Source organism: Arthrobacter sp. 01T419 (assembly GCF_056398865.1).
Map to the genome: position 1 here is coordinate 330892 of NZ_JBFTQF010000001.1, position 18861 is coordinate 349752.

At 64.0% G+C, this 18861-nt stretch carries 18 protein-coding genes and 1 pseudogene; 7 read left to right on the forward strand and 12 right to left on the reverse strand.

The window, feature by feature from the left end:
• Positions 1-4: 4 nt before the first annotated feature.
• From nadC to AC1DLO_RS01620, 4 genes are read right to left on the reverse strand one after another with little or no spacing between them, the layout of a single operon-like run.
• Entirely contained in the window at positions 5-901 is an 897-nt protein-coding gene (nadC, locus tag AC1DLO_RS01605; protein ID WP_476888563.1) for a carboxylating nicotinate-nucleotide diphosphorylase, read from the reverse strand.
• Complete coding sequence (gene nadB, locus AC1DLO_RS01610) at positions 894-2660, reverse strand: L-aspartate oxidase (protein ID WP_476888564.1); 1767 nt, start codon at positions 2658-2660, stop codon at positions 894-896. The genes nadC and nadB overlap by 8 nt, the downstream gene beginning before the upstream one ends.
• 37 nt (positions 2661-2697) lie before the next feature.
• The gene (gene nadA / locus AC1DLO_RS01615; RefSeq protein WP_476888565.1) at positions 2698-4005 is read right to left on the reverse strand and encodes a quinolinate synthase NadA; all 1308 of its coding nucleotides are present in this window, start codon (positions 4003-4005) and stop codon (positions 2698-2700) included.
• Entirely contained in the window at positions 4002-4712 is a 711-nt protein-coding gene (locus AC1DLO_RS01620) for an NUDIX hydrolase (RefSeq protein WP_184737485.1), read from the reverse strand. The genes nadA and AC1DLO_RS01620 overlap by 4 nt, the downstream gene beginning before the upstream one ends.
• Before the next feature lie 248 nt (positions 4713-4960).
• On the opposite strand from AC1DLO_RS01620, the gene AC1DLO_RS01625 reads away from it, so the two are divergent.
• The 3 genes and pseudogenes from AC1DLO_RS01625 (at position 4961) to AC1DLO_RS01635 (ending at position 7398) form a co-directional block, all read left to right on the forward strand.
• Positions 4961-6349, forward strand: a complete 1389-nt coding sequence (locus AC1DLO_RS01625) for an amino acid permease (protein WP_476888566.1) — start codon at positions 4961-4963, stop codon at positions 6347-6349.
• Positions 6350-6359: 10 nt separating this feature from the next.
• Positions 6360-6563: pseudogene (locus AC1DLO_RS01630) on the forward strand (biotin/lipoyl-containing protein); the annotation flags it as partial.
• 4 nt (positions 6564-6567) lie between these two features.
• Positions 6568-7398: an alpha/beta fold hydrolase gene (locus AC1DLO_RS01635; RefSeq protein ID WP_476888567.1), complete on the forward strand. Its 831-nt coding sequence runs from the start codon at positions 6568-6570 to the stop codon at positions 7396-7398.
• A gap of 22 nt (positions 7399-7420) precedes the next feature.
• Here AC1DLO_RS01635 and AC1DLO_RS01640 read toward each other — a convergent pair whose 3' ends face one another.
• Complete coding sequence (locus AC1DLO_RS01640) at positions 7421-7870, reverse strand: MarR family transcriptional regulator (protein WP_476888568.1); 450 nt, start codon at positions 7868-7870, stop codon at positions 7421-7423.
• Positions 7871-7916: 46 nt separating this feature from the next.
• Between AC1DLO_RS01640 and AC1DLO_RS01645 the strand changes: the two genes are divergently transcribed.
• The gene (locus AC1DLO_RS01645) at positions 7917-8570 is read left to right on the forward strand and encodes a phosphoribosyltransferase (protein WP_476888765.1); all 654 of its coding nucleotides are present in this window, start codon (positions 7917-7919) and stop codon (positions 8568-8570) included.
• A gap of 71 nt (positions 8571-8641) precedes the next feature.
• Here the strand turns inward: AC1DLO_RS01645 and hpaB are convergent, their stop codons facing one another.
• The gene (gene hpaB / locus AC1DLO_RS01650) at positions 8642-10096 is read right to left on the reverse strand and encodes a 4-hydroxyphenylacetate 3-monooxygenase, oxygenase component (protein WP_476888569.1); all 1455 of its coding nucleotides are present in this window, start codon (positions 10094-10096) and stop codon (positions 8642-8644) included.
• Between the two features lie 71 nt (positions 10097-10167).
• Entirely contained in the window at positions 10168-10704 is a 537-nt protein-coding gene (locus AC1DLO_RS01655) for a flavin reductase family protein (RefSeq protein ID WP_184737481.1), read from the reverse strand.
• Positions 10705-10852: 148 nt separating this feature from the next.
• On the opposite strand from AC1DLO_RS01655, the gene AC1DLO_RS01660 reads away from it, so the two are divergent.
• From AC1DLO_RS01660 to AC1DLO_RS01670, 3 genes are all read left to right on the forward strand, one after another.
• On the forward strand, positions 10853-11587 hold the full coding sequence (locus AC1DLO_RS01660; RefSeq protein ID WP_260404821.1) for an IclR family transcriptional regulator: 735 nt from the start codon (positions 10853-10855) through the stop codon (positions 11585-11587).
• Positions 11588-11738: 151 nt separating this feature from the next.
• Positions 11739-12560 carry a molybdenum cofactor biosynthesis F family protein gene (locus AC1DLO_RS01665; RefSeq protein WP_476888570.1) on the forward strand — a complete coding sequence of 274 codons (822 nt, stop codon included), beginning with the start codon at positions 11739-11741 and terminating at the stop codon, positions 12558-12560.
• A 147-nt stretch (positions 12561-12707) separates the two neighbouring features.
• A complete protein-coding gene (locus tag AC1DLO_RS01670) occupies positions 12708-13667 on the forward strand; it encodes an AraC-like ligand-binding domain-containing protein (RefSeq protein ID WP_476888571.1) in 960 nt (319 codons plus the stop codon).
• A gap of 74 nt (positions 13668-13741) precedes the next feature.
• Here the strand turns inward: AC1DLO_RS01670 and AC1DLO_RS01675 are convergent, their stop codons facing one another.
• The 5 genes from AC1DLO_RS01675 to AC1DLO_RS01695 all read right to left on the reverse strand — a co-directional run bounded on the left by AC1DLO_RS01675 (position 13742) and on the right by AC1DLO_RS01695 (position 18801).
• Complete coding sequence (locus AC1DLO_RS01675; RefSeq protein WP_476888572.1) at positions 13742-15349, reverse strand: sulfatase family protein; 1608 nt, start codon at positions 15347-15349, stop codon at positions 13742-13744.
• A complete protein-coding gene (locus AC1DLO_RS01680; protein ID WP_476888573.1) occupies positions 15346-16161 on the reverse strand; it encodes an ABC transporter ATP-binding protein in 816 nt (271 codons plus the stop codon). Before AC1DLO_RS01680 ends, AC1DLO_RS01675 begins: the two co-directional genes overlap by 4 nt.
• Before the next feature lie 65 nt (positions 16162-16226).
• Positions 16227-17003 carry an ABC transporter permease gene (locus AC1DLO_RS01685; RefSeq protein WP_476888574.1) on the reverse strand — a complete coding sequence of 259 codons (777 nt, stop codon included), beginning with the start codon at positions 17001-17003 and terminating at the stop codon, positions 16227-16229.
• The gene (locus AC1DLO_RS01690) at positions 17000-17776 is read right to left on the reverse strand and encodes an ABC transporter permease (RefSeq protein WP_476888575.1); all 777 of its coding nucleotides are present in this window, start codon (positions 17774-17776) and stop codon (positions 17000-17002) included. Before AC1DLO_RS01690 ends, AC1DLO_RS01685 begins: the two co-directional genes overlap by 4 nt.
• A 32-nt stretch (positions 17777-17808) precedes the next feature.
• Entirely contained in the window at positions 17809-18801 is a 993-nt protein-coding gene (locus AC1DLO_RS01695) for an ABC transporter substrate-binding protein (protein ID WP_476888576.1), read from the reverse strand.
• Between the last annotated feature and the right edge of the window lie 60 nt (positions 18802-18861).

Consider the following 18861-nt stretch of genomic DNA (forward strand, 5'->3'; position numbering starts at 1 on the left):
GGCGTCAGCCGAGACCCACGAAGGGGTCCGGCGTCACGTCGAGCGTCACGTCCAGGCCCAGATCCAGCGCGTTGACACTGTGAGTGAGTCCGCCGATGGAAATCACATCCACCCCCGCGGCGGCGATGTCCGCCACGGTGTTGACGTTGACGTTGCCGCTCGCCTCGACGACGGCGCGGCCAGCCACCTGCCTCACGCCGGCACGGAGCTCCTCAAGGGAAAAGTTGTCCAGCATGATCGTGTCCACCCCGGCCGCCAGTACCGGTTCGATCTGCTCGGCCCGGTCCACTTCCACCTCGAAGTGTGTGGTGTGGCCCAGCTGGGCCTTGGCGGCCTTGAGCAGTGCAGTGAGTTTCGCGGAATCGCCACCCGTCATCACGGCCAGGTGGTTGTCCTTGGCCAGCACGGCATCGGACAGGCTGTAGCGGTGGTTGGCTCCCCCGCCGCAGCGCACGGCGTAGCGTTCGAGCACCCGCAGCCCGGGGGTGGTTTTCCGCGTGTCAGTAATGCGGGCCTTGGTGCCATCGACCAGCTTGACGAACTCCGCGGTCTTGGTGGCAATGGCGCTCATCCGCTGGGCGAGGTTGAGCCCGACGCGTTCGGCGAGCAACACAGAGCGGGCGCGGCCGCTGACCCGAGCGAGGTGGGTTCCGGCGTCGAACGCTTCACCATCCGCGAGCAACAGCTCCACCTCGGTGTCCGGGTCGATGAGCAGCATGGCGTCACGGAACACCGTTCCGCCGCTGAAGACCCCTGGAACCCGGGCATTGAGCACGGCGGTGGCGCGGGCCTCGGCGGGAATGAGCAGCTGCGAGGTGATGTCGCCGCTCGGCGCGTCCTCCGCGAAAGCCCGCTCCAGAATGTCCCGGACGGGTGCAGCAGGGAGGGTCAGGCTAGTCATTGACGAGGCTCGCTTTCCGGCGGATCGTGTATCTCTGAACAATTTCTTCGCGTTGGGTTTCGACGGCGTCACTCCGGTAATGCGCCCCGAGCGGGTCCCGGCGCGACCCCGCAGCCTGCACCAACAGCTGCGCAGCCAGGAGCAAATTAGCATCCTCGTGCACGCGGGGATCGGCAGAGTCCGGCACATTCTCAGGAAGCACGACGTCGGCCCAAGCGTCGAGTGCCTCAGCGGCCTCCCGGAGCAACCCCCCGGTCCGGAGAACCCCCGCCTTGGCAGTCATCAGCCGCCGAAGGGCGGTTCTGGAGAAGGGCTCGGGGACAAGCTCGGGTTGCCACGAGAGCGGACCGGCCGGCTCGGTGGTTCCCGAAAGCGCCGTTGTTGCGTGGAGGTCCACGCCGGCCGCCGAGCTTGCGAGGCGTTCGCCGGCGTGAGACCGGAGCGCAGGCGCCGAGGGAACTGGCGAGTCGGTCACCCCACCGTTCGGCGGCGCCCACCCAAGGAACCCTTCGACAGCGCGCCGCCCGAACACAAGCCCTTCGAGCAAGGAGTTGCTGGCCAGGCGATTGGCGCCTTGGACTCCGGTGCACGCAACTTCGCCGGCCGCAAGCAGCCCCGGCACGGAGGTACGGCCGTGGAGGTCGGTGACTACGCCACCCATCCAGTAGTGGGCGGCAGGGGCAACCGGAACCGGCTCGAGGGTCCAGTCGATGCCGGCTTCGCGTGTCCGGGCGCTGAGCGTGGGGAAGCGCTTCTCAAGGAAGCCCTCCCCCTTGTTCGCTTCCACGACCCGGGCGTCAAGGAAGACGTGGCCGTTGGGTTCACCAAGCGAAGCCAGGTGGAGGGCAATGCTGCGGGAGACGACGTCGCGCGGCGCCAGTTCGGCGTCCGGGTGGTAGCCAGGCATGAATCGCTTGCCGTTTGCGTCCACCAGGATGGCGCCTTCGCCGCGGACGGCTTCGGAAATGAGGAGCGGATCGGCGCCGAGAGGAGTTGGTCCTCCGGCAGCGGGGAGAACCATGCTCGTAGGGTGGAATTGGAAGAATTCCAGGTCTGCGAGCTCGGCGCCTGCCCGCCATGCGAGCGCGAGTCCGTCGGCCGTGGCGACCGAGGGATTGGTTGTCTGCGCGAACAGCTGCCCCGCCCCACCGGTGGCCAGCAGCACGGCATCGCCGAATACGCTCTCGAAGCGGCCGTTGCGCAAAAATTCGACGCCTGTCACACGCCCCTCCGACTGGATCAGGGAAGTCGCTTGGGCATGTCCCAGCACCTGGATCTTCCCGGCGTCCTGCGCGTCAAGGACCGCCAGGATGAGCGCGTTCGCGACCCCGGCTCCGGTGGCGTCTCCGCCGGTGTGCAGGATCCTCGGCGCGGAGTGGGCGGCTTCGAGTCCCAAGGCCGGATCGCCGTCGTCGTCCGTGTCGAAACGGACGCCGAAACGCTCCAGCCCCATGATGTCGAGGCGCGCTTCGGTGCACAGCACGCGCACGGCCTCCTCATTGCAGTGGCCCGCGCCGGCTTTGAGCGTGTCCGTGATGTGCGCCGCGACGGTGTCGCCGGGGGCGGGCTCGTCCAGCACTGCCGAAATCCCGCCCTGGGCGAAGAACGTGTTGCTGTCCGCAAGCGCCCCCTTGCTGAGCAGGACGACGTCCGCACCGGCCTCGGCGGCCAGCAGCGCGGAGTAGAGGCCGGCGATGCCGCTCCCGACGACGACGAGCCGCCGCCGCGCGGGAGCGCCGGGAATACGTTCTGCAGTCATGTGAGGCTCAATTCGACTGGTTGGTACGGGGTGTGGCCTAGAGCGGCCGTGCGGCAAGCATGCGTTCGAGGGCGATCTTGGCGTTGTCCTTGACCGAGTCGTCCACTGTGATGCGGTTGACCACGCGGCCTTCCACCAGTTCCTCGAGTACCCAAGCGAGGTAGCCGGGGTGGATGCGGTACATCGTGGAGCAAGGGCAGATCACCGGGTCAAGGCAGAAGATGGTGTGCTGCGGGTTCTCCGCGGCCAAGCGGTTCACCATGTTGATCTCGGTACCGATCGCGAAGGTGGTGGGCTCGGTTGCGGCGGCGATGGCCTTCTTGATGAAGTCTGTGGAGCCTGCGCCGTCTGCTGCGTCAACAACCTCCATGGGGCACTCGGGGTGCACAATGACGTTCACGCCCGGGAATTCGGCGCGCGCCTTCTCGATCTGGCCCACGTTGAAGCGCTTGTGGACGGAGCAGAAGCCGTGCCAGAGGATGACACGGGAATCCAGCAGGGTCTGTTCGTCGTTTCCGCCGAATTCCTTGCGCGGGTTCCACATGGGCATCTGCTCCAGCGGCACGCCGAGTGCCTTGGCGGTGTTGCGTCCCAAGTGCTGGTCGGGGAAGAAGAGCACCCTCTGGCCGCGCTCGAATGCCCATTCGAGAACCGTCTTGGCGTTGGAGGACGTACAGACGATGCCGCCGTTGCGTCCGCAGAAGGCCTTCAATGCTGCTGACGAGTTCATGTAGGTTACCGGGATGACCGGCGCACGGCCTTCGGAATCAGGGGCGGTGCCGAAGAGCTCTTCGAGCTGCTCCCAGCATTCCTCCACCGAGTCCTCGTCGGCCATGTCTGCCATGGAGCAGCCCGCGGCCAGGTTCGGCAGCACCACGGCCTGGCCCTCGCTGGACAAGATGTCCGCAGTCTCTGCCATGAAGTGCACGCCGCAGAAGATGATGGCCTCGGCGTCGGGCTTGGTCAGCGCAGCGTTGGCCAGCTGGAAGGAATCGCCCACGAAATCCGCGTATTGGACCACCTCGTCGCGCTGGTAGAAGTGGCCCAGGATGACGGCCCGGTCCCCGAGCGTCTCCTTGGCCGCGCGGATCCGGGCGTCGAGCTCGGCGCCGCTGGCCACCTTGTACTCTTCAGGCAACTGGCCCTGCCGGGGTGTGGCTTTTGGAGCGTCGTCTGAGCTGGAAGCTCCGGGACCGTAGGCGGGGATGCCGGCGCGGGCCTCAGCGAGGTCGTACTCCCACGGGCCTTTGGCCAAGGCGGGGCTGCACGTTGAGCCCGCCGCGGAACGGCCACTCTCGGCTTCCTCCCGCGTGATCAGCTGAATAGCTGTGTTGACGCTGCTCATGGTGTACTCCTGTTGTCTGGCCCGAGTCCGGGCGTGCCGGTGAAGCGGTAGAGGCGTGGCGGGCGGTGTTTTCCGCCCTGGAGGTATTCACCGGTCTCTTCGATTTCCGGTGTTCCCTTGATTTGCCGGCGGAAGTTCGCCGGATCCAACTGACGGTCCAGGACAGCCTCGTAGACTTCGCGGACCTGTGCCAGGGTGAAGAACTCACCCAGCAAGTGATAGGCGATGGACCCGTAGGCCATTTTGTTGCGCAACCGCCATAACGCGTAGTCGACGATCGCGTTGTGATCGAAGGCCAATTCGGCGAGCCTGTCTGCCCGGAACCAACGGACGTTCTCTGATTCATCCGCCAGTGCGGCTTCCGTGGGCTGCACCAAGGCCCAGTAGACGATCGAAACAACTCGCTGGGCGGGCGAGCGATGCAGGCCGCCGAAGGCGTAGAGCTGCTCGAGGTATTGAGGCACCAATCCTGTGGTTTCGCGCAGGTTCCGTGAAGCGGCATCCTGGAGGGACTCGTCATGCTGCAAGGGACCGCCGGGAAGCGCCCACATATCCTTGAACGGTTCGCGGATGCGGCGTACCAGCGGCAGCCACAGCGTGGGGCGGCCCGAGCTTTCGCTCGGGCGGAGGGCGAAGATCACCGTTGATATGGCCAACGACGGCGGCGCGAGCCTGCGCTCTGCGACATTCGCGGAGGTGGCGTACACGGTATTCACCCCGCTTCTTTGCCTCAGGGACCAGGAAAATAGTTAAAGTCAAAATGACTAGAACTAATGGTACGACCGTGCACGGCCAGAGTCCAAATGTTTCACAGTCCTCCTTGGCCGCCGCTCCCAGCACCAAGTTGCAACCATGCCTTCAGAGGTGTTTTTCGCCACTTTCCCTGTGGAAGCGGTAAATTCGATAAGTCCCATGAGGATCAAGCGACAATCCATCCACAAGAAGGTAAACACGAATGACAACGAAGTCCACCGCTGTTAAGCCCGCCATTCCTTCGCAGGGCCTCGGCCACTCGATGAAGCCTCGCCAATTGACCATGATGGGCTTGGGCAGTGCCATTGGCGCAGGCCTCTTCCTCGGCTCCGGCGCAGGAATCCACGCGGCAGGCCCGGCAGTACTCATCTCCTATCTGGTGGCGGGCACCCTGATCATCCTGGTGATGTGGGCTCTCGGCGAGATGGCGGCCGCCAATCCCAACAGCGGCGCCTTCTCCGTCTATGCCGAAAAGGCCATGGGCAAAACAGCCGGATCCACGGTCGGCTGGCTCTGGTGGTTGCAGTTGGTAGTCGTCATCGCCGCGGAAGCTCTTGGTGCCGCAGGACTACTGTTCTCTGTCTGGCCGGTTATTCCCGTGTGGGCACTGGCCCTGGTTTTCATGGTGGCCTTCACTGCGATCAATCTCGCCGGAGTCCGGAACTTTGGCGAGTTCGAGTTCTGGTTTGCCATCCTCAAAGTTGCCGCCATTGTCGCGTTCCTCGTCATCGGTGCGGCATTGCTGTTCGGTTGGCTGCCTGGAGTGACCTCCCCCGGCCTCGGACACATGACCGCCAACTTCGCACCGTCCGGCTGGGCTGGAATTGCCACGGCGCTCTTTGTCGTGATCTTCGCCTTCGGTGGCACCGAAATCGTCAGCGTTGCGGCGGCTGAGACGCAGGATCCTGTACACAGCGTCGGCAAAGCCATCCGCACGGTGGTGTGGCGCATCCTGGTCTTCTACATCGGATCCGTCTTCGTTATTGCGGCCGTCCTTCCCTCCGACTCAGAAGGGTTGAAGTCGCCGTTCGCCGGTGTCCTGAACCTTGCCGGCATTCCGGGAGCCGGTACGGCTATCACCCTCGTTGCCGTCGTGGCCCTGCTGTCGGCGCTCAACGCCAACCTCTATGGGGCCTCGCGCATGGTCTTCTCCTTGTCTGAGCGCGGCGAAGCACCGGCTTTCCTATCGCGGCTGCGCGGCGCTCAGGTGCCTATGGCCGCCGTCGGGGTCTCCGTCGCTTTCGGCTTCATCGCCACCGTGCTGGAACTGCTCTTTCCCGATCGCGTCCTGCCGGCATTGCTCAACCTTGTGGGCTCCACGTGCCTGGTGGTGTGGGGTACAGCCCTCGTGTCGCAGTTCATCTTGCGCCGCCGGGCCGACCGCGACGGAACCGAGCTGCCCCTTCGCATGAAGGGCTTCCCCTTCCTCACCGTGTTCGGACTGGCACTGCTCGCCCTCATCTTCGTGGTGGGCTTCTCGAACGCCGAGAGCGCCGGCCAGTTGATCGGCACATTCCTGCTGATCGCGTGCATCGCCGTAGCCTGCCGGATCGGGGCCAAAGTCAAAGCTGCACGGAGTGCCTCATCGTAGAGCTGGAAAGAGTAAATCCGTCCTCGAGTTGCCGAGCCCGCAGGCAGGTAAAGTGATCCGTATCCACGGCGCGCCGGGCGACACGATCAACGTCGGCGAGCCGCTGGTGGTGTTCGAAGTGCCGGACGATACTGCCGGCATGGTGGGCACGGTTCCGAAGGATGACGCACCGAAGCGCCGGGTCCGCCTGAGCGCCGTACTTGATGAGGACTGACACCATGAGCGGCAGGCACACAGGAGAGCACATCCACACCGTGGAAGGAACGGATCCCCATATCTTCGTGGAAATCCATGAACCCGCCGCGGGGACCGACGCCGGGCTGCGACCCATCCTGCTCCTGCATGGCTTTTCTTCCTCCAGCAAACTCAACTGGGGAGACACAGGATGGATTACCACCCTGCAAGGCGCCGGCCGCCGCGTTATCACGGTGGACCTTCCCGGACACGGCCGGAGCGCCTCCCCCGAGGACCTGGACTCGTACTCGCCCAGCCGTATCCGCGCGGACCTGCTTCAGATAGTGACCGACGCCGGTGCACGCCCCGTGCGCGACGGTGACCCTTCCAGCGGGCTCGACATCATTGGTTATTCTTTGGGCTCCCGGCTCGCCTGGGAATTCGGGGCGACCCAGCCCGAACTCGTGCACCGCCTGGTGCTGGGCGGCCCGAACAAGGAAGACCCGCTGGCGTCCTTCGATCTCGTGGCTGCCCAACACTACCTTGCCGACGGCACGCCCATCGAAGACGAGTCCACCGCAGGCTTGCTCAAAATGGCGCAGCTCTTGCCGAGCAACGATCTATTCGCGCTCTTGTCGCTCATCGAGGCCATCAAGGGCGAACCGTACGATCCTGCCGAGGCGGTGCCGCACATGCCGATGCTGCTGGTGGCCGGCGACAAGGACGAACGGGCGGTCACCATGCCTGAACTCGTCGCGATCGCGGGCCATGCCGGTGGCATGGCGGAACAACTACTTATCCCAGGACGGAACCACAGCAACGCCATCACCAGCCGGGCTTTCAAGGACGCTGCGGTGGCGTTCCTCGGCGTCTAGGCTAGTGGCGGAACGGCATGCCCTACCCGGCCAGCCGTTCCGCGTTGAGCGTCATACGCTCCAGCACGCTCAGGGCCATGGCGTATTCGTCAATGCCTATCCCTATCGAGATGTCCCGGCGGGAGTCCTCGACGAGTCGCTGGGCTTCCAGATGTTTTACGTGGCCTAGTTCGCTGAGGCTGATGCGATCGTCCACCATGATGATCATTCCGCGGCCCACCAGCGCTGCGAGTTCATTTTCGCGACGCCGCGTATCGCCGCCCCAAAAAGGGTTGAGGATGCCGTCAAGATCCTCTGGGCTGAGAGGTTCCTCAGCCAGGACATTGAGGGTTTGCCATTGCCTACGGCTGAGTTTCAACCTGGCCAAGGTACTGTCCAGATGCGCTTCCAGCGCGGCATCCAGGCGTTTGATCCAATAACCGATGGGCTTGTTCACACGGCCCATCGTGGCAGCGAGGAGCGGTCGCGGCAAGAAAGGTAGGCTTGATTCAGCGCCGGATGACGTGGAAGTGAGACGAATGGGCATGCGCTTCAAGGACCGTGCGGACGCCGGACGCCGCCTGGCAGCCGGGCTTCCGCAGCTCCGGGAACGGCCGGACACGATCTTGCTTGGGCTGGCCCGCGGCGGAGTCCCGGTGGCGGCTGCGGCCGCCGTCGAGCTCTACCAGCCGTACGGCGCCGTCCTGGTGCGCAAACTCGGCATCCCCGGGCGTGAAGAAACAGCCTTCGGCGCCCTTGCCTGGTCCAACGGCAGAATTGTCCGCATGGTCAACCGACCCCTGGCCGAACGCATGTTGTGGCATGGAATCACCCAGGCTTCGCTTGACTCGGTGGAGGTACGCGAACGGGGCGAGCTCTTGCGGCGCGTGAAAACCTATCCCGGTATCAACTTCGAGCTTTCGGGCAAGACTGTGGTGCTTGTCGACGACGGACTCGCCACGGGAGCAACCATGCGCGCCGCCGTCGAAGCCGTCCGTGCGGGAGGGGCGGCGACCGTGGTGGCCGCCGTCCCGGTGTCGTCCCTCGAAGCCCAGGCATCCATCAGCCGGGTGTGCGACTTCATGATGTGCTTGCACACGCCGGGCAAATTCCACGCCGTGGGCGCGTTCTACGAGCACTTCGAACAGCTGACGGACGACGACGCTGTGCGGCTCTTGAAGCGGGCGGGGTAGTGCGCAAATTGGCAGGAGCGTTGCGGGTTTTCCGGTCATAGGTGAGCGAGCGTTGGAGACTTGCCGCGCGTTCAGTCTGTCCGTTCGAGGAATTCCCGCACGCGGGCGCGGGCCGGTTCTCGGTCGTAGCTGTTGACGAGGGCGCCGGCCATCCGGACGGGATCGCCGAAGAAGAAGTACTCATACAGGGCCTGGCGACCGGCGAACGCGGAAATGCTGGCGTCGAAGGCGAGTTTGAAAAGACGCACCCGCTCCGGTCCCGTCAGAGTCTTCGCCTGCAGATACAGCTCAATGTCCGGTAGCGCCTCGCTGGCCAGGTCCGCTTCGCCCGGCAAAGCCATGAGGCCGGATGCCGAGAACTTGCGGATGATTGCCGGGAAGCGCTGGGCGACCTTCGGGTACCAGTTGCGGGCCGCATTCAGGGTGGGCCAATGCGGCAGGAACACGCCATCCGGGCTTGGAGCCGCCTGGGCCTCCGCGGCCACCATGAGGGCCTTGCCGATTTCAACGGTCTCGATCAGCTCGGCAAGGTCTTCCTGGATGTGCTGGAAACCGTCGATCCCGATGGATGCTGCGATCTCCGAAGCAAGGCCCAGGAAGAACTCGCTCTTGGCAATGGTCCGTGTGACCACCTGATGGGTCATCAGGGCCCCGGCGCCGGTCTCCGAGTAGAACGCGTTGCACAGTTCAGGGTGGCCAAGCATGAAGATTCGCTCGTTGGGGACAAAGACATGATCGAAAACCACCACGGCGTCCATCTCCTCGAAGCGGCTGGCGAGCGGCTCATCATGGGTGCTTCCGCCCTTGTAAAGGGAGGTCCGGCACAGGTAGCGCATGCCCGGAGCGTCATTCGGAAGGGCGAAGGCGTATGAGTAGGGAGCATCTTCCGGCGTAGAGCGAAGGAGGGTCGACGGGAAGACGAGGAGTTCGTCGGCGATCGGCGCGATCGTGGCGAGCATGCGAGCCCCGTGGACGACAATTCCATCTTCCCGCTCCTCCACCACCCTGGCCGAGAGTTGGCCACCGAGCTGCTCGGATCCGGACACCGAGCGGTTGACTTGTGGTGGAATCAGCGTATGCGTCGCCAGCAGATCGTTCTCGCGGCAATGCTCGTAGTATTTGCGGATGTTTTCACCGAACATCGGATCTGCCTGGGCAAACCACTTCTCCGCGCCTGAAAGGGCCGTGAGCGCGCCGTTCATGTAGTCGCCCGTCCGGCCGAGGAATCCATGCGAGTATTCGGCCCAGGCACGGATGGCTGCGTGCCGGTGTTCGAGGTCCTCCTTGGTGCGCGGCACCAAGAACGAGGCGCTCACCCGATCACCCGTCGTCGGCGATTCATAGGTGAGGGCGTCCGCATACTTCGGGTCATGCTGCATGTCGAAGAGCTTCGCGTATGTGCGGGCGACGTTCCTGAAGGACGGGTGATCGGCGATCTTCTCGGTGACCATCTCGCCGTCGATCAGGACGTGGGGGTTCATCGAGTTGAGCTTGTCCAGGTACTGCTGTCCGGTCCGGATTCCCATGGTTGTCTCCAATGACGGTTGAGCTGAAACGGCGTTGCGTGATGGATGCGGCATTCCGTGGGCCGCGGCGACTACAGAAGATCCTCCATTCCCAATTGGCTTTCCGGGATGGTGGTGAAGGAGCTGTTGGCGAAGGCGAGCGCGTCCCCGTTGCGGTAGTTGAAGTCCACCACTTCACCCAGATAGAGGGTGTGGTCTCCGCCGTCGTAGGCAGCCCATGGCGTGCATTCGAAGTAGGCGAGGACATTGGATAGCCGGGGCGCCGTGTCGCCTTCGACCCATCGGGGCTCGGGCCCGGGACGTCCCGCGAAGTGCAGGGCCAGCTCCTGCTGCTCCGCTCCCAGGATGTTGACGCTGAACGGCCGTCCGGCGAGCTCGTCGTGGGCTTTGGCGGTGCGGGCGATGCTGACAAGGACCAGCGGCGGTTCCATGGACACCGAGGTGAAGGAATTCACGGTAATACCGTGCCTTTTGGTGGGGCCGTCAAACGTCACGATGGCCACGCCGGTGGCAAATCGGCCCAGGCTGCCACGGAAGTGATGTGCCCGCGGCCGCGAAGTGCGGCCCGGGCGGCCGGGCTCAGCATTCTGGCTGGACTTGGCAATCATCATTGATTCCTGGCTGGAGATTGTTCCATATGTGAACTTGTTCTATATTTGAACAACAAATTCTCATACAGAACCATAGTCTTTTGCGGTCCACGGCACAAGACAGCGGACCCGCCGCGTTAGACCCCAACATAGGATGGAGCCCATGATGTCCGCCAGTGCCACGAAGAAACCGCAGGAAACGACGGCGACCGTCTCGCCGTCGCAGACGCTCTCCCGCGGAATCCAGGCCCTGGAAATCCTGGCCGCCGCGGAGCGCCCCTTGACCATCGCGGAACTTGCCGGGGCCCTGGGCGTTCACCGCTCGGTGGCCTACCGGATTCTGCGCACGCTGGAGGACCACTCCCTTTTGGTGCGCGATGACGCCGGCCGAGTTCAGCCCGGCCCCGGCTTGGCAGTGCTGGCGCGTGGCGTCTCGCGCGATCTCCAGACGGCCGCGCTCCCCGAGCTGACGCAGCTTGCGAACACCCTGAACATGACGGCATTCGTTGCGGTCTGGGACCATCAGGATTGCGTCACGCTGGTCACTGTGGAGCCGCGCCACTCGGCCGCAACCTTGGCACAACACCCCGGTACCCGCCACCCCGTGAACACCGGAGCGCCTGGAATCGCCATCCAGTCCACCATGAGCGAGGACGAATGGGCCGCCCGCGCCCCGGGCTTGCCCTATCGGCCCGAGGCAGCCGAAGCACGCCGGCTCGGCTACGCCGCAAGCCACGACGAAGTCATCGCGGGTTTGTCATCCTTGGCCGCTCCCGTCCAGGTGCCCGGCGGGCGGCCCGCGGCGATCGCCGTCGTCTACATCCGCCGCGAACAGGATCAATCCGCCGTCGGGGAAGCGCTGGCCGCGAGCGCGGCCCGGATAGAGTCCCAGCTGGCTTAAGGCAAGCACTTCCGGCCGGCGTCGGAGGAACCCATTCCGCTCAGGTCAAGTGCCATTCCCTCGCAGACAAGACTTCGACCCCCGATCCGCCCAATACTCAAAGCAGTGCCGGCGCCTGCCGGCGCCGCTGCTGAGAATTGGAAGGAACCACATGAGCGTGAATCTTCTCGACACTGCCAATTGGCTGCCCTTGGATGGCCTGGCCCCTGGCTTCGACGCCAACAAGGCACCCCACTCACCGGACCTGGCCGGGCGGACCATCACCATCAATGCCTCGAACGGATCCGTGATCACACATACGTTCACCGAAGACCGCGTGATTTGGGCCTACGATGCGGCCGAGGGCGATCCGCACGGCGACGAGCGCGGAGATGATTCCTACGAGGCATTCCAGGTTGAGGAAGACCTCTACTTCGTCCAGTTCCACACCCAAGTGCGTCCGCTCGACGCCGTCAGCCTGGTGCTGGACCTGAAGTCGGGCCGGTCGCTGACGGTTGTCACAATCATCGACGAAGAGGATTCGCAGGGCACGCGGGTAAAACAGCTGTTCGACGCCGGCACCATCGTCGAAGTTCCGACGAATGGCACAGCCCCCTCCCCGAGCCGTGCCCTTATTGGCCGGCGTGTGTTGTGGGTCTATAGCCCGGAGCACGCCTACGAGCACATCTACTTGAGCCCTGAGTGGTACACCTGGCAGTGCCTTGCCGGCCCGGAGAAGGGCCTTGCCGACACCGATGAGAACACGGTCTACGAAATCCGCCCGGGCATCTTCGTCTTTGCTTGGCGTGAGAAGGTCATCCCCTGCGCTTCGGTAACCATCGCTGACCACCGAAACGTGCGCAGCATCCGTTCCCATGGCGCACTGTTCGGACTCGACGAGTCGGGCGAGGTGCCCACGCACTTCACGTTCGGGGCATTCGGCCGCTTGATTTCCACCACCGTGCATCCCGAGGAGTTCGACCCCGCACGATGATTGACGTGCCGACGGCGCGGCCCCTCACGAGGGACCGCGCCGGATGCGCGCGGCACGCTTCGAATCACAGGAGTGTAGAATTGCGGCCAAGCTCACACCGGGCAGGCCAACGGCCTGCGGCGCGGGGGGCACTTAAGAAGGAGTTTGATGACCGCCGTGGCCGATGCCGGCTCCGCCACCGTTCACACCGTCGTGGCCGACAGTTTCCAGGACTGGAGCCGCGCCATCTCCGAGTCGTTCGTGCCGTTGATGGTCCGCTCCAACGACGCTCCCACGTTTCATGGGAGCATGCGTTCCCGGGTTCTTGGTGACATCTCGGTGGTTGAAGTCAAGGCCGGGCGGCACACTGTTGTGAGGACCCCGGCGCTGATCGCAAAGTCCACGGGGCGCTATTTCAAGCTCAGCATCCAACTCTCCGGCAGCGGCCGGCTCGTCCAGGATGATCGGGAAGCCGTGCTGAGTCCTGGCGACCTCGCCATTTACGACACGTCCAGGCCGTACGAGCTCTCCTTTGACGGAGAGTTCCGAACACTCGTACTCATGTTTCCGCACGGGCTGCTGGACCTCCCGGCAGAAGCGATGGGACAGGTCACCGCACTGAGAATCCCCGGCAACGAAGGCCTCGGAGAGATCATCAGCCCCTTCCTGGTGCGCCTCGCAGACAATCTGGAAGCATTGTCCGGCGCCAACGGCCTGCGCCTGGCCCACAACGCCCTGGACCTCGTTACCACTTTGTTCAACGGCGAGCTGGACCAGTTGATCGACACCGGCCGCGACCCTCACTTGCTGTTGCTGAGCAGGATCCACGACTACATCGAAAGCAATCTCGGCGATCCGGACTTGGGACCGGGCTCGATCGCAGCGGCGCACTACATTTCGACCCGGCACCTGCACGACCTCTTCCAGGAGATCGGCACCACCGTGGCCGCTTCCATCAGACAACGCAGGCTTGAACGCTGCCGCCGGGACCTTCGGGATCCCGTCCTGGCCAAACGACCCGTCACAGCCATCGCCGCCCGCTGGGGTTTCACGGATGCGGCGCACTTCAGCCGCATCTTCCGTGCCGCCTTCGGCAATTCGCCCACTGGTTACCGCAACGAGCCCTGATCAACGAGAAAGGCGCACGAACGCCCACGGCTTTGCACTTGAAAAGGGAGTTCCGGCCCCGAATTGGCTCAGCCTCAGGCGGCTGCCGTGGGCGCCGTTCCCTCATCCGCCACGGCAGCCATTTCCTCCAGCATCGCCTGCATGAGCCGCTGCTCCAACTCGCGGTGCTCCGGATTTCCAGCGAGGTTGTCCAGCTCGTCCGGATCGGAACGATGGTCGTACAGCTCGGTCATCCCGTTGCCGAAGTAGCAGGTCAACCTGCCATCTGCGGTGATCACAGTGCGCATACGGACCGGCCCTGGCAACCCGTCCAGGCCGAAGGGCTGTTCCTCCTCGACCAATAGCCGCTGCCGATGCATGTCAGTCCGGCCTTCCAGCAACGGCGACAGGGATCTGCCTTGGATCCCCCGGTAGGACGGCGCGCCGGCAAGTTCCAGCAAGGTCGGGGCAAGGTCGGTGCTGGACACGAGTGCGTCGCTTTGACGGCCTATGCCGCCAGGCACATGGATCAGCAACGGAACGTTCGTCACGGCCCGGTAGTGAACGAAATGCTTGAGCATCAACCCATGGTCGCCGAAGAGGTCACCATGATCGGCTGTGAAAACGATAATGGTGTCATCAGCCAGGCCCTGGCATTCCAATTCATCCAGGATCCGCCCGATGTGTTCGTCCATCAGGGTGACCAAGCCGTACTGGGCGGCCGCCGCGTGCCGGTACTGTTCCTCGGTGGCCGCCCACGTCATGGTGGGATCGATGTTCGGTTCGCCGCGGTGTTCGATCATCCGGCGCACATGCTCGGGCGACCTCGAATGATCCTGGCTGAAGCCGATGGGGAGTTCAATTGCGTCCGGATCGTAGAGGTCGGCGTATCCCTGCGGCGGCGAGAAGGGATGGTGGGGATCCGGGAATGAGACAAACATGAAGAACGGCTGGTCCTGGCCTGCGGCATCTTTCAGCTGCTCGATCGCCTTCTCGCCGACGTAACTGCTGGGGTGCAGTTCGGCCGGGACCGCCGTCTGGTATACCTGTTCCCATCCGCTGTAGGCACTGGACGAGTTTTCAGGCCCGCCCACCGCTGCCGGATCAATGCCGCGCTCACGGGCCCAGTGGACGTAGTGTCCGCCGGGCCGGTCGCCGTGACCGATGACAAGGTCCACATGGTTGTAGCCGTAGTAATCCGCGGGCAGCTCGATGAACCGCTCGTCGTGGGCGTCGCGGTTTTCCCATTGGTCCCAGCCCGGGGCAAAGCCGGGCTCCCTGGCATCTGTTGCACGCGGCTCTACCAGCAATGGGGCCACCGCGGCGATCTCCGCTTGCTGGTGGGGTTCGAACTCCCAGCCCATATTCTGGTGGTGGAGCTTCCCGACGCCGATCGTCCGATATCCCTCGCCGCGCAGCACCCGGGGCAGTGTTCGTGCCACAGGATCCAAGGTGATGCCGTTGCAGCGGGTTCCATGAACCGAGGGCCACCGACCCGTCATGAGGCTGGCCCGGTTGGGCATGCACGTGGGGTTGGCTACCGTGGCCTCCGTGAATACGGTGCTCCTGGCCGCGAGCGCATCCAGGTTCGGTGTCCTGACGGTGTTGTTGCCGCCGAAGCCGAGATGGTCTGCCCGCAGTTGGTCGGCGATGATGAACAAGATGTTGGGGCGGCCGGTGGTTCCGCCGTTGCCTCTTGTCATGCCGGCCGCTTGATGAGCGAGAGGACATCGGTGCGCTGCCGGGCAAACTCGGGCAGCGAGCGCGTGGTGATCTGGTCACGCGGAGCCGGAAGGTCGACGTCGACAATCCGCAAGACGCGGGCAGGCTTGGATCCCAGCACCACAACCCGGTCGGCCAGATAGACCGCTTCATCGATGTCGTGGGTGACCACCAGGATGGTCATGTTGAAATCGCGCCGGATCTTGAGGCAGAGGTCTTCCAAGTCGAAGCGGGTCTGGGCATCAACGGAAGCAAACGGCTCATCCATGATCAGGATTTCCGGGCGGTATGCGAGGGCGCGGGCAATCGCGACACGCTGTTGCATGCCTCCCGAGAGCTGCCATGGGTATTGGTGTTCGGCATGCGAGAGACCGACGGCGGCCAGGGCGTCGTCGCAGCGCTCCTTCAGTTCGACGGCACTCAGGTGAAGGTGGCGCAGCGGAAGCATGAGGTTCTTGCGTACCGTGAGCCAAGGCATGAGCGAACGGTTGTAGTCCTGGAACACGAGTGCCATTTCGGGCGGAGGTCCGCTGATGGTGCGGCCGTCGATGGCGGCCCGCCCGCTGCTGGAGGGGTGCAGGCCTGCAAGGCATTTGAGCAGGGTGGTCTTGCCCACGCCGGATGGGCCGACGATGCAGACCACTTCGCCGGCGTCCACAGTGAATGTCAGGTCCTCGATGACGGTCCGGGCTTTGTCCCCCGTTCCGTAAGTCTTGGCGAGGTGGGAAACGTCGAGGCGGGGCGGCGCCGTCGTGGTATCCGCGGGCCCGGCGGGGGCGATCTCTTCGGTCATGGCATTCTTTCCGGGCTGGGCCGCAGTCGCGGCGCTGGAAGTTCGGGAAGTACTGAAGATGGTTTTCATGATGATCGGGCCAATCGACGGGATCCGATGTACCAGGCGAGCACCCGGCGGCGGATGAGGCTGAAGACAAGGTTCGCGGCGAAGCCGATGACCCCCAGCAGCAGGATCCCGGCCCACATGTCCGAAATCATGAAGCTCTGCTGGGCCAGCAGGGTCATTGCTCCGATGCCCTGCGAAGGGCCGAGCATTTCGCTGGCGATCATCACCACGAAAGCAACCTGGAGGCTCACTTGAAGCCCGGAAAAGATCTGCGGGCCCGCCGAGGGCAAATAGACCTGGGTGACCTTCTCCGCCGTCGTGAAGCGGTACACGCGGGCTACGTCCTTCAGCCCGGAATCTACGCTGCGGATACCATCAACGGTTGCAATCAGCGTGGGGAACAGTGCCGCCAACGCAATGCTGAAGACCCGCATCTCAGTGCCGAAGCCCATGAGCGAAATGAAGATCGGAACCAGGGCAACGGGCGGAATGCTGCGTAGGAAATGGATCAGGGGTTCAAGGACGTTCCGAGCCACCGGCACCAAGGCGATGACAAAGCCGAGCACCACACCTACCACCGAGGCCATCGCGTAGCCCAGCAGCAGATTGCCCAGGCTGACCAGGACATCCGATTGGAAGTGGGCGAAAAGCCACAGCTGCTGGAAGCTCTGCAGGATGTCCTTGAGCGGGGGAAAGAACGTGTCGGTAGATTGAAGCGAGGTTGCCCACCACAGCAGCAGGAGCAGCACCGGGGTACCCGCTCCCAGAAGCCAGAGCAGAAGTTTGCGGTTCATCGGTGTGCCGCCTCTCGGAAGGATTCGTGCCAGTGGAGCATGCGGCGTTCCACAGCGCTGGTAGCGCCCTGGAAGAACATTCCGAGCACGCCAAGGACGATCACCAGGGCATACAGGGTCGGATAGTCGCCACCGGCTTGGGCTTGGTAGATGCTCTGGCCGAGCCCTGGGCCGCCGCCCAACAGGCCGGCTACCACAGTGATGATCAGGGCGCCGGGCGCCGCCACCCGGATGGCCGTGCCGATGAAAGGCATCGCACTGGGCAGTACCACACGCAGCAGGATCTCCGGCTCTTTGAGTCCGTAGGAACGGGCCGTATCGCGGGCCACCGGATCGGCGTCGTGGACCCCGTCCACGGTCTGCATGATGATCGGCAGGAGGCAGCCCAGGAACACCAGGAACCAGGACATCTGGCCGGTGGGCCCCAGGACCAGGACCACCAAGGGAAGAATGACGATCGGCGGAATGGGCTTGAGGAACTCCAGGACCGCCACCGTGGCGTAGCGGAACGGCTCAAAACTTCCCACCAGGATGCCCAGTGCAATGCCGGCAACGGCGGAGGTCAACAGTCCGAGCAAGGCGATCCCCACCGTCGTCGCCAGGGAAGTCCAGAATGCCTCCGTAACGACGACGGCGGCGAGGTTTCCCGCGACCGAGGTGACCGTGGGCAGTGGCCCGCCGGCCATGGGTCCGGTGGCGACCAGCTGCCACGCAGCCACCGCCACGAGGAAGCCTGCAGCGCTGGTAAGCAGCGTCTTCGGCTGGATTTTCATGATTGCGTCTCCAGGAGCTTGGTGGGGGCCGTTCAGTTGCCCATGATGAGGTCGGGCGCGAGCTGCACGCTCTGCTTCAGGAAGCCCAGATCCACCAGTTGCTTGTCGACGCGTTCGATGTCATCGACACGCACGGTCACCGGCCAGTAGTTCGCAGCTCCGGCCCGGACGACGTCAAGGCTGGTCTTGGTGATCTTGGCACTCAGCTCCTGGGCTTCCGGGAGGTTGGCGTTGGCATACGCATTGGCCTTGTAGATGGCCTTCTTGAATCCCTCCAAGGCCGGCTTCTTGGAGGCCACCGTGCCCTTGCCGGCCAGCCAGAGGCCGACTGCGCCCTTCCCGAAGAACTCGATTCCGGGCGAGGCAAGGAGCTTTTCGCCGTCGTTGACGGCTTGCGAGCTGAAGGGGGATATCAGCGATGCCGCTTGGACCCGTCCTGCCTTGAGCGCTTGCATGGCCGAGGACGGGTCCAGGACCATCCAGTTGACCTTGGCCGGATCCCCGCCGTCGTCCTTGATGACCTTGCTGACGGTGACTTCCAGTTGGGCTTTGCGGGCAGGAACGGAAACGGACTTGCCTTCGAGGTCCTTGGGCCGGATGATGCCGGAATTCTTCCCTGCAACAAGCGCGGTGTCGTCAACTTTGGAAAGGTCTTTCGTGCTCAGGGCGTCGTCTGCGTATCCGTCGGCGGCGGCGACGATCGTCACCGGGACGTTTTGGCTAAGGGCGTTAAGCATGGGGATCGACGGCGAATACGTCAGGTCCAGCTGTCCGCTCTGGGCTGCAGCCACGCCGGCGGGAGGGTTGGCCACGACGGAGACCTGGACGTCAAGCCCTTGTTCCTTGAAGTAGCCTTTGTCGATCGCCAATTGCAACGCGGCGTCCGAGCCGATGCCGATGGTGCCGACCTTGAGGGTGGTAAGTCCTGCCGGGTTGCTGGCGGATGAGGGACTAGGGCCCGATCCACAGGCAGCGAGCGTGAGTGCCACAGTGGCAGCCAGGACGAGGGGAATGCTTCTTCGCATCGTGTGTCTCCTTGCTAGTACGGCTAGTTGCCGAAGTTGGGGTGCATTTCTTGTCGGGAA